Source organism: Pseudoalteromonas sp. 1_2015MBL_MicDiv (assembly GCF_002407505.1).
Lineage (GTDB): Bacteria > Pseudomonadota > Gammaproteobacteria > Enterobacterales > Alteromonadaceae > Pseudoalteromonas > Pseudoalteromonas fuliginea.
Genome location: NZ_CP012737.1, coordinates 582,917 through 594,852, shown reverse-complemented (window position 1 = coordinate 594,852; position 11,936 = coordinate 582,917). Strand labels below are relative to the sequence as shown.

Below are 11,936 nucleotides of genomic sequence, written 5' to 3'. Positions count from 1 at the left end.
AAAAAGCGAGGTGTAAAACCTCACCTACAACATATGCCAAACCGTAGGTGCGAATTTACTTCGCGCTCATGTAACGTGGCTTTAATGTTTAAAAAGCGAGGTGTAAAACCTCACCTACAACATATGCCAAACCGTAGGTGCGAATTTACTTCGCGCTCATATCACGTGGCTTTAATGTTTAAAAGCGAGGTGTGAAACCTCACCTACACATACACCAAACCGTAGGTGCGAATTTATTTCGCGCTCACTCATCTTAAAAATTTCTATATTTCTGCTACCTTTAAATAAAAAGGATCAATAAAAATGCATCGTTCCGATTTATTAAGAAAAGGCAGAGTATCGTTAATAAATCGATTTTACTCTATTACATTGGTAGCACATAAAAGAGAAGATAAGTTTATCTCTATAGATATTAATCGTTTAATTATTAAAGAAATGAAAAATATAGAAGATCAAAAAGCAGCTAAAACAATAGCGTTTGTAATTATGCCAAATCATGTTCATTGGTTAATTCAATTGGGAAATGAAAAATCCCTATCGGATGTAATTAAATCTTTTAAAGGTCGCTGCTCCAAAACTATACGCGATCGCTTAGGGGTACAAAAACTATGGCAACGTAACTACTACGACCATATGATTAGAAATGAGGATGATTTACTTAATAACGCTAGGTATATAATTGCAAACCCTTTAAGGGCTAAAATCGTCGATAAAGTTGCTTCGTATCCCTACTGGGACTGTATTTACATAAAGTAAAAAGCGAGGTATAAAACCTCACCTACAACATACGCTAAACCGTAGGTACAAATTTACTTCGCGCTCATACACCGTAGCTTTAATGTATAAAAGCGAGGTGCAAAACCTCACCTACAACATACGCCAATCCGTAGGTGCGAATTTACTTCGCGCTAATGTAATTTAACTTTACCAAAGCGAGGTGTAAAACCTCACCTACAACATACGCCAAACCGTAGGTACAAATTTACTTCGCGCTCATACACCGTAGCTTTAATGTTAAAAAGCGAGGTGTAAAACCTCACCTACAACATACGCCTAACCGTAGGTGCGAATTTACTTCGCGCTTCATGACGTGGCTTTAATGTTTAAAAGCGAGGTGTGAAACCTCACCTACAACATATGCCAACCCGTAGGTGCGAATTTACGTCCGCCCATGTAACACGGCTTGGTGTTTAAAAAGTGAGGTGTAAAACCTCACCTACCACATACACCAAACCGTAGGTGCGAATTTACATCCGCCCATGTAACGTAGCTTTAATGTTTAAAAAGCGAGGTGTGAAACCTCACCTACAATATACGCCTAACCGTAGGTGCGAATTTACTTCGCGCTCATATCACCATAGCTCTAATGTATAAAAGCGAGGTGTAAAACCTCACCTACAACATACGCCAACCCGTAGGTGAAAATTTACTTCGCGCTTAAAGGTTTTCTAAAACGTATTCTGCGCGGCTTACTGCAAATTCTTTATCTTGTTCTACAAACAAACCGGTTACTACCGAGTTATCAACAATCATTGCGTAACGTGAAGAACGTATACCGCCAAAGCCAGCGGTGTCTTTATCAAGGCCTAATGCCTTAGTAAAGCTTGCATCACCATCGGCAAGCATAGCAATTTCTTGTGCGTTTTGTGAATCGCCCCATGCTTTCATAACAAATGCATCGTTAACTGACACACAGTAAATAGCGTCAATACCTTTTGCTTTAATTTTATCAGCGAGGGTAATAAATTCTGGTAAATGAGCATTTGAACAGGTTGGTGTAAACGCGCCTGGCACAGCAAACAGCACAACTTTCTTACCTTCAAATAACTCACTGTTCGTCAATGTTTGCATGCCGTCGTTAGTTAATTGCGTAAGTGTTACAGCCGGTAACGTTTGGCCTTGTTCAATCATAATAAATCCTTAAAAAAATATTGAAACGTAATGAATTTTTAGCTTATCGCTTAATGCGACTAACATACAGCTTTGTTTATTTTTTAAGGCCCAAGCTACCTTTTATTGTCTGCATTTGCTGCTGTAGCTGATTACGAATATCATCAACAAGTAAACTGGATTCACTCACTTGCCCTTTCATGCTTTGCATTGATTTACTAAAATTGTCGAGTAAGCTACTCTGCTGCTTTGCCAGTTCCATTGCCTCAAAAGCAACGCTGTTTGCACTTTGAGCATTGCTGGCTACCCCTTCGGAGTTTAGTTTTAGCTCTTGAGCATTTTGTGTTTGCGACTGTGCACCGTTGGCCAATGCTGATATTTGCGTAGACACCACTCGCGAGTTTTCAGTTAGCAAGCTTAGTTGATCGTTTATATCGCTAAGCGATCCTTGTGTTTGCCGCGCTAACTGCCTTACTTCATCAGCCACCACAGCAAAGCCACGTCCGTGCTCTCCTGCACGTGCTGATTCAATCGCTGCATTTAGGGCTAAAAGGTTAGTTTGATCGGCAATATTACGAATAACCTCAATAATTTTACCCACCCCATCAACACCTGTTAGTAACTCTTGTATGCTTTGCATTCCTTGCTCTACACGCACTTGCGTATCAGAACTGGCATCTAACATATTTGCTGAAAAGCCCAAGCTTTGCTCCATTGCAGTAAATGTACTTTGTGCGTTATCGGCCACCTGTGCATTTATATCATTTACCTGCTCACCAATACGTTGAATATCGCTTAATAAGTTTTGATTTTGTTCTACTTGCCCATGGCTAAGCGATGCTTGTTGACTAATAGTGTATAAGTTTTCGCTCATTTGCTGCATAAAACTGTTAACCACCTTTAGCATTTGTGCCCGCTCTTGCGCTTCAGTTCGCTGCCTATCGATGAGTTGATTAAAAAACTGCGCAATCTCACCAATCTCAGTTTTTGAATTTTTACTTTCAATACTCTTAAGCTCATTACTTTCAATTAAAAAAGCAAAGCCATCTCGTAATTGCCTAAGCGGGTTTAGTACTTGATTACGTTGTACAAAATAAACGCTTGCAGCCAATATAACCAACGTACCTATTGCAACACAAAATACCCAAAGTACTTGCTGCTTTAAATTATCTTGCTCCGCCTTAAGCGCCTGCTCTGCATTAATAACCGTATTTGAAAGTGCACTAATTTGTGAGCGTAACGCATTAGAGCCATTTTCTCGTAACTGAGTTTGCTTAAGGGTACTTGCTAAATCACGTGGATAACGATTAGGCCAACTGACAAGCTCTGACTTTATTTCGTCGCCAAGGTCCTCAGCTTCTTCATCAATAAATAGAGCGTCTTCGTCAACGGCACTCATAACACCTAAATTAGGAAGCTGCTCAATAGCTTGTCCTAATTTATTTAAATTTACGATGCTTTGTTGCAAGCTTTGTTCTGTGTTTTTATCGTACTGAACAATAAGTTGATAGGTAAATAAAGATAAATTAATTACTTCAGTGTAATAATCACTCGCCAGAGAGTAATACATTAGCGCATGGTTATTTTGCTCAGGTGCTTTTTTAGCATAGCTAATTAATGTTGATGCTGAGCCTGCCATTTGCCTAAGCGCGTTATCAAGTAGTGCGGTTTCGTTACCCGAAAGCTTACCAAGTGCACGGTATTTGCCATTTATGTCATTGTTGAGGGTCGTTAATTGCTGTTCAAGCGTTGTGCTTAACTCACTTGGCAATATAGATAATTGATTAACTTTAACATTGTTAATTAAAGTAGAGGCTTGATTTAAATATTGGCTGTCACCTTGGTCTAAGTAACGCCCTAAATAACCGGCTAAATCAACTAAAATAGTATTTTTTAGTTGGCTGTATGCGGTATTTTGCTGCTCTAGCTTAAGTAAAGTTTGGCTTGCCCAAAATAAGGTAGAGCCTAATAAAATACTCGCCAAGGCCAATAATATAGCCAGTAACCGGGTAATAGATGACACGCGCATAAATATTAGCTCCAATAGTGAGTGCGCGCTTAGAGTATTAACTATTTATGACACTTTTATGTAAACCACCTTTAAAGACCGAGTTATACAACAATTTTTAATGTAACCAATACAAAAGAACTGCTTATAACAATATGACAAGGCTGCGCCTAATAACCATAAATACCCTCAATGATTGAAAGCTCAAAGCGGTAAACTTTTCGTTTAGCCTTTGCTTTTCTTCTTTCTTACTCAAGCGTTTATTGTTAACCTCGCATTTACGTTTTTACTTGAACTAATTTTGCTAACGGAATAATTATGCTAAAAAAAATATCGCTGCTCGTCGGGTTGGCAATCAGTGCAAATGCGATGGCTAAAGGTGGCGTATCTCCTTATTTACCTTTAAATCAAGCACCCGAACTTGAGCACCAAATACAACGTCTTTTAGCGGTTAGTAAAAATACACATATAATGAGTAAGCCTTATAAAGCGCACGATATTTACAAGGTTTTGCAAACTGTAAGACACTCCTACCCTGAGCTTTACCAAACATTGTCGTATCAAATTAGTCCTTACGTGCAAAGCGATGCCGGCACTTTTGCCAAAGTAACACTCGCTGCGGGCACAAAAGATAAAACTCTCCCTAACCAACGCGGCCAAACCACTAAAACTAATTTAATAGTTGAAGGCGGTGCGTATGCTAATTTTGGCCGTTACTTTGGTGTAAGTGTTGCTGGTATAGCCAACGAAGACGAAATACTCCCAACACAAAGCTTTGTTTACCTTGGTTATAAATATGCTCAGCTAGATATTGGCTACCGCGAGCATTGGTACTCACCATTTAACGACAGCGCCATGTTATTAAGCACGCAAGCTAAAACCACGCCTTCTATCACGCTGAGCAATGTAGAGCCAATTACCAGCTTTAATATTCGTTACGATATGTTTATTAGTAAAATGACAGAGCAAAGCGGAATTCTCGAAAGCACAAAACAAAAAGGTGCTACTCGTCAGTACAAACCAGGAAAACCGTACTTATTTGGTTTACACACTAGTTTTGCAGCAACCGATAATTTGACCATTGGCTTAAGCCGTTTAATGCAGTTTGGTGGCGGGCCACGAAGTGTGACGTTAAAAGACTTCGCGGAAGGTTTTTTTACCCCTGGCAGTAAAGATAATATAACTCGCTCAGACGCGGAAGAAGTTGATGCAAACTTTGAGCTTGGTGATCAATTAGGCTCAATAACCTTCGCCTATAATAACAGTATTTATGAACTTCCTTATGAGCTTTACGGTGAAGTAGCACTTGAAGATACTCTAGGTGGCTCGCGTAATAACGCATATAGTTTTGGCATTTATTTACCATTTATTGCTAATAACCACAGCCTACGCTTTGAACATAGTAATTGGCAAAAAAGCTGGTATGCAAATAGTATTTATCTAGATGGTAACCGAAATTCTGGTAACGTAATTGGCCATTGGGCAGGTGATGAGCACGATTACAACGACTACACACCAGCTAAATCAATGAGTGCAAACTGGCATTGGCAATTAAGTAAAATAGAGAGCTTAAATACCACAATTCGTATGCTTGAAAATAAACGCAGCGGCTATAAAACAAGTTACGAATTACAAACCGCCTATACGCGAAAATTAAGCAAACCTATTATGGGCGCAAAAAGTTGGGGCGCAGAGCTATATCAAGGCAAAGATGTATATGGAGAAACATTTGCTAGGTTAGGCTTATTTGCTAATTTTTAACACCTTGTAGGTGCGAATTTACATCCGCCCATGTAATGTGGCTTGGGTGTTTAAAAAGCGAGGTGTAAAACCTCACCTACAACATACGCCAAACCGTAGGTGCGAATTGTAACGTGGCTTAGGTTTTTAAAAAGCGAGGTGTAAAACCTCACCTACAACATACACCAATCCGTAGGTGCGAATTTACTTCGCGCTCATATCACTCATATTACTCATATCACTTAAGCTTTAATGCTTAAAAAGCGAGGTGTAAAACCTCACCTAATTTTTAACACCTTGTAGGTGCGAATTTACTTCGCGCTTTGTAACGTGGCTTGGGTGTTTAAAAAGCGAGGTGTAAAACCTCACCTACAACATACGCCAAACCGTAGGTGCGAATTTACTTCGCGCTCATATCACTCATATCACTTAAGCTTTAATGCTTAAAAAGCGAGGTGTAAAACCTCACCTACAACATACACCAATCCGTAGGTGCGAATTTACTTCGCGCTTTGTAACGTGGCTTTTATGTTTAAAAGCGAGGTGTAAAACCTCACCTACAACATACACCAACCTGTAGGTGCGAATTTACTTCGCGCTCACTCATCTTAAAAATTTCTATATTTCTGCTACCTTTAAATAAAAAGGATCAATAAAAATGCATCGTTCCGATTTATTAAGAAAAGGCAGAGTATCGTTAATAAATCGATTTTACTCTATTACATTGGTAGCACATAAAAGAGAAAATAAGTTTATCTCTATAGATATTAATCGTTTAATTACTAAAGAAATGAAAAATATAGAAGATCAAAAAGCAGCTAAAACAATAGCGTTTGTAATTATGCCAAATCATGTGCATTGGTTAATTCAATTGGGAAATGAAAAATCCCTATCGGATGTAATTAAATCTTTTAAAGGCCGCTGCTCCAAAACTATACGCGATCGTTTAGGGGTACAAAAACTATGGCAACGTAACTACTACGACCATATGATTAGAAATGAGGATGATTTACTTAATAACGCTAGGTATATAATTGCAAACCCTTTAAGGGCTAAAATCGTCGATAAAGTTGCTTCGTATCCCTACTGGGACTGTATTTACATAAAGTAAAAAGCGAGATGTAAAACCTCACCTACAACATACGCTAAACCGTAGGTACAAATTTACTTCGCGCTCATACACCGTAGCTTTAATGTATAAAAGCGAGGTGTAAAACCTCACCTACAACATACGCCAAACAGTAGGTGCGAATTTACTTCGCGCTTTGTAACGTGGCTTTAATGTTTAAAAAGCGAGGTGTAAAACCTCACCTACAACATACGCCAATCCGTAGGTGCGAATTTACTTCGCGCTCATATCACGTGGCTTTAATGTTTAAAAAGCGAGGTGTAAAACCTCACCTACAACATACGCCAAACCGTAGGTGCGAATTTACATCCGCCCATGTAATGTGGCTTTAATGTCAAAAAGCAAGGTGTAAAACCTCACCTACAACATACGCCAAACCGTAGGTGCGAATTTACATCCGCTCATATCACGTGGCTTTAATGTTTAAAAAGCGAGGTGTAAAACCTCACCTACAACATGCACCAAACCGTAGGTGCGAATTTACTTCGCGCTCATATCACTCATATCACTAAAGCTTTAATGCTTAAAAAGCGAGGTGTAAAACCTCACCTACAACATACACCAACCCGTAGGTGCGAATTTACATCCGCCCATGTAATGTGGCTTTAATGTCAAAAAGCAAGGTGTAAAACCTCACCTACAACATATGCCAAACCGTAGGTACGAATTTACATCCGCCCATGTAACTAGATTATTAATTTTCTCCGTTCATAAGTATATTTAAATGCTGAGTAAACTCTTTTCCTAGCTTTGCGTCACGCATACCGTACTCAACAATCGCTTTTAAATAACCTAACTTATCGCCACAATCGTGTGAGCGCCCGCTCATATGGAATGCTTCAACCGTTTCTTGTGTCATTAATGCATCAATAGCGTCAGTTAATTGAATTTCGTCGCCTGCGCCTACAGGTGTTTTAGCCAGTAATGGCCAAATATTTTTACTTAATACATAACGCCCAACTACCGCAAGGTTTGAAGGCGCTATATCTGCCGGCGGTTTTTCAACCATGGTTTTAATTGCTGCGCTCATCCCTGGGGTAAGTTGAACGCCATTAATATCAGCAATACCGTATTTACTTACATCTTCCTGTGCCACAGGTTCTAGCATAATCTGGCTTGCTTGGGTTTCGTTAAAGCGCTTAATCATCGCGGCTAGGTTTTCAGTTTTTTGATTAGCCGTGTAGGCATCGAGTATTACATCAGGGAGTAGCACAACAAAATCGTTATTACCTACAATTGGCTTTGCACATAAAATTGCATGCCCTAGCCCTTTAGCCTCACCTTGGCGTACACTCATAACCGTTACGTCTGTTGGGCAAATTGAGCGGATTTCGTCAAGCAGTGCGCGTTTAACACGTTTTTCGAGGGTGGCTTCTAGCTCGTAGCTTGTATCAAAGTGGTTTTCAATCGCATTTTTTGAGCTGTGTGTAACTAACACTATATCTTTAATACCTGCGGCTACACATTCACTAACAATATATTGAATCAGAGGTTTATCAACTATTGGTAGCATTTCTTTCGGAATTGCTTTTGTCATGGGTAACATACGAGTGCCAAGGCCGGCAACAGGAATAACAGCTTTCATGGGTAATCCTTTATTTATAAATTAATTATTTTTAAGTTAACAGGTAAAAAGTAGATGAGGGCTGAATAAAACAAAATGAGTAAGGATTCATAATTACTAACTTGAAAGTGATTTTTGAATTAAATTTGTCTTGCAAAGAGGTTTATATAAAATAGGAGTATTATTTATTAGGCATATATTTAAATTTAATTATATTAAAAGGTAAAGCGCAAGCTTTACCTAAAAACTATTAATTCCAAGCTAATTGGAGCTTTCACTTGGAATCAATTTTATTTTACGCCTTTATAGATTAATCGCTACCAAACAAATCTCGCGTATATACTTTATCTTTAATATCAATAAGTTCTGCAACCATACGGTTAGATACAACAACGTCAGATATTTGTTTAAATTCACTTAAATCTTTAATAACACGAGAGTTAAAAAATTCACTTTCTTGTAATACAGGCTCGTAAACTACAACCTCAATACCTTTAGCTTTAATGCGCTTCATAATGCCTTGAATCGATGAAGCTCTAAAGTTATCAGACCCTGTTTTCATGACTAAGCGATACACACCAACCACTTTAGGGTTACGCTTAACTATTGAGTCGGCAATAAAATCTTTACGTGTTGTGTTTGCGTCAACAATGGCACCAATAATGTTGTTTGGCACATTTGCATAATTTGCGCGTAGTTGCTTAGTATCTTTTGGTAAGCAGTAACCACCGTAACCAAACGAAGGGTTATTATAATGGTTACCGATACGTGGGTCTAAACTAACACCTTGAATAATTTGCTTACTGTTTAAACCATGTGCTTCAGCGTAGCTGTCTAGCTCATTAAAATAAGCAACACGCATTGCTAAGTAAGTATTTGAGAATAACTTAATAGCTTCGGCTTCAGTTGAATCAGTAAACAACACTTCAATATCTTTTTTTATAGCGCCTTGCTGAAGTAAGTTAGCAAATACACTTGCGCGCTCACTTTGCTCACCCACTACAATACGCGATGGGTATAGGTTATCGTGTAGCGCTTTACCTTCACGTAAAAATTCTGGCGAAAATATTAAATTACTAATGCCCAACGTCTCTTTAATACTTTGAGTAAAACCAACTGGTATGGTCGACTTAATAATCATTACTGCATGTGGGTTATGTGTTATAGCATCTTTAATTACAGCCTCTACTGAGCTTGTATTAAAGTAGTTATTTTCAACGTCATAATCGGTAGGTGTTGCAATAATTACAAAATCTGCGTTTTTATAAGCTTCTACTTTATCTGTAGTAGCAGTAAAATTTAAGTCACTACGCGTTAAAAACTCACTAATTTCGGTATCAACAATGGGCGATTTTTTATTATTTAATAGTGCTATTTTTTGCTCATCAATATCTAGCGCCAGCACTTCATTGTGCTGTGCTAATAGCATAGCGTTAGAAAGCCCTACATAACCAGTGCCTACTACAGCAACTTTCATATTAATCCTTTAAGATTATTCATAATTAATAAGTAATTCTATCAGAGCCACAGCCTAATACGAATAATTAAAAATTATAAACTAGAAAATGCAAAATAGAAGCCTACTAGTATTAGCCTGTACGTAGATTGGCTTTATTAAGCATGTATACAGTTAACTCTTTAAATTAACTATATTATCTAACTTGGTACTTTTAATTGATTTTTCAGTTTTTGCATTCCAAACTAAATCGCATATGCCATCAGTTGGATTAAAACCTGTTGGCGCATCTAACAATAATTGGCGAATTGTTTCGTGATCAAAATTATGGCATGCAATATCTAATGCTTCTATAAATACATTAAGCTCAGCTAATGGCAGCATTACTTCATTGGCGGACATTATGCGCTCATGGGTTGTTTCACCCACGTTATCGCCAATTAATAGTTCTTCATAAAGCTTTTCGCCTGGGCGCAGGCCTGTGCACTTTATTTCAATGTCGCCATGTGGATTAGTGTCACTTTTAACCTCAAAGCCAGAAAGGCGCACCATTTTTGTAGCAAGGTCTTTAATTTTAACAGAGTCGCCCATATCAAGCACAAATACGTCGCCTCCTTTTCCCATTGCGCCGGCCTGTATTACTAATTGGGCGGCTTCTGGTATGGTCATAAAAAAACGAGTTATGTCGGGGTGAGTTAATGTTATTGGCCCACCTTCTTTAATTTGCCTGCGAAATAATGGTACAACCGAGCCACTAGAACCAAGTACATTACCAAAGCGGACCATACAAAAACGTGTTTTATGCTTAACGCCTTGTTCTTGCGCTAACCCTTGTAAAACAAGTTCTGCCATACGCTTAGTTGCGCCCATAACATTAGTTGGCCGTACCGCTTTGTCGGTAGAAATAAGTACAAAATTTTCAACTTTAGCATTTACAGCAGCTTTTGCGGAGTAATAAGTACCAAATACATTATTGCGAACACCTTCCACCACGTTGTGCTCAACTAAAGGCACATGCTTATAAGCTGCGGCATGGTAAACTGTTTGAACGCCAAAGGCTTTCATTACCGTTTCAAGGCGGTTAATTCGCTGCACAGAGCCCATAATAGGTATTAATTCTAGTTCTAGGGCATTATTGCAAATGTATTCGTTGAGCTCTTTTTCAATTGAATATAAGGCAAATTCACTTTGCTCAAATAAAATTAATTTAGTTGGTTTTTGCTTAACTATTTGCCTACAAAGCTCTGACCCAATAGAGCCACCCGCACCAGTTACCATAACCACTTTTTTAGCTATATTGGCGGTCATTAAATCTATTTTTGGTGATACAGGATCTCGGCCTAATAAATCTTCAACGCCGACATCTGTAATTTCGGCAAGTTTAGCCTTACCTTCAACTATATCGGTCATACCGGGGATTGAAAGTACTTTAATTGTTAATGGCTCTAATTGCGCGAGTATTTCTTTTCGGCGGGCACGGGTAGCACTCGGTAATGCTAGTAATACCTTACTGAATTTACGTTTAGTGCTTAACTCATAAATACCTTTAAACGCAATAACAGGTATTCCCTGAATTATTGAACCATGCTTTGTTACATCATCGTCAATAAATGCACTAACAAAATACTCAGGTCCAGCACCTAAAGCAGTGGCTAACTGACGCCCAGCAGCGCCCGCACCATAAATAATAATGGACTCTTTTTTACTTGTGGTCATTTTACCAATAATGGCACGCACCAATACACGGGCCCCACCAACGGTTAGTAAACACAACCAAGCAAATATAAAGGGCATAGTACGTGGTATATTTATACCCATAAAAAAAGCAACTAACACCAAGCTAACCGTTGTTATTACTGTGCCTAGCACTATTGCCCAAATGGCTTGAGAGTTCATGTACCTAAGCACAGCTCGGTATAAACCTAAACTTATAAATGTATATAAGCTTACAGGTATCAATACCGCTAATAAAAGCCAATTATCTAAACGCTGCAGTGGTTCAAAGCTATCAAGCCTAACAATAAGGGCTAACCAAAAAGCAGCTACAATAAATAACGTATCGATAAACAAAGTAATAAGGCGTTTTTTAGCGCGTGATGCATTTAAAATAGAGTGTATAAAGCTATCCATAAAACTTCTCTTTTATTTT

At 38.5% G+C, this 11,936-nt stretch carries 8 protein-coding genes; 3 read left to right on the top strand and 5 right to left on the bottom strand.

Going from position 1 to position 11,936, the window contains the following annotated elements:
- Window positions 1–303: 303 nt before the first annotated feature.
- Window positions 304–756: an REP-associated tyrosine transposase gene (locus AOR04_RS02605; RefSeq protein WP_008138164.1), complete on the top strand. Its 453-nt coding sequence runs from the start codon at window positions 304–306 to the stop codon at window positions 754–756.
- Between the two features lie 681 nt (window positions 757–1,437).
- Here the strand turns inward: AOR04_RS02605 and AOR04_RS02600 are convergent.
- Together AOR04_RS02600 and AOR04_RS02595 are read right to left on the bottom strand one after the other, a co-directional pair.
- Entirely contained in the window at window positions 1,438–1,911 is a 474-nt protein-coding gene (locus AOR04_RS02600) for a peroxiredoxin (protein ID WP_033031288.1), read from the bottom strand.
- 76 nt (window positions 1,912–1,987) lie between these two features.
- Window positions 1,988–3,919, bottom strand: a complete 1,932-nt coding sequence (locus AOR04_RS02595; protein ID WP_096792454.1) for a methyl-accepting chemotaxis protein — start codon at window positions 3,917–3,919, stop codon at window positions 1,988–1,990.
- Between the two features lie 297 nt (window positions 3,920–4,216).
- Between AOR04_RS02595 and AOR04_RS02590 the strand changes: the two genes are divergently transcribed.
- Both AOR04_RS02590 and AOR04_RS02585 read left to right on the top strand, forming a co-directional pair.
- Window positions 4,217–5,659, top strand: coding sequence for a capsule assembly Wzi family protein (locus tag AOR04_RS02590; RefSeq protein ID WP_096792453.1), 1,443 nt, complete (start codon window positions 4,217–4,219; stop codon window positions 5,657–5,659).
- A 637-nt stretch (window positions 5,660–6,296) separates the two neighbouring features.
- Entirely contained in the window at window positions 6,297–6,749 is a 453-nt protein-coding gene (locus AOR04_RS02585; RefSeq protein WP_096792452.1) for an REP-associated tyrosine transposase, read from the top strand.
- Between the two features lie 712 nt (window positions 6,750–7,461).
- Here AOR04_RS02585 and galU read toward each other — a convergent pair.
- The 3 genes from galU to AOR04_RS02570 form a co-directional block, all read right to left on the bottom strand.
- Window positions 7,462–8,352 carry a UTP--glucose-1-phosphate uridylyltransferase GalU gene (galU, locus tag AOR04_RS02580; RefSeq protein WP_096792451.1) on the bottom strand — a complete coding sequence of 297 codons (891 nt, stop codon included), beginning with the start codon at window positions 8,350–8,352 and terminating at the stop codon, window positions 7,462–7,464.
- Between the two features lie 289 nt (window positions 8,353–8,641).
- Complete coding sequence (locus tag AOR04_RS02575) at window positions 8,642–9,808, bottom strand: nucleotide sugar dehydrogenase (RefSeq protein WP_096792450.1); 1,167 nt, start codon at window positions 9,806–9,808, stop codon at window positions 8,642–8,644.
- A 153-nt stretch (window positions 9,809–9,961) separates the two neighbouring features.
- On the bottom strand, window positions 9,962–11,917 hold the full coding sequence (locus AOR04_RS02570; RefSeq protein WP_096792449.1) for a polysaccharide biosynthesis protein: 1,956 nt from the start codon (window positions 11,915–11,917) through the stop codon (window positions 9,962–9,964).
- Between the last annotated feature and the right edge of the window lie 19 nt (window positions 11,918–11,936).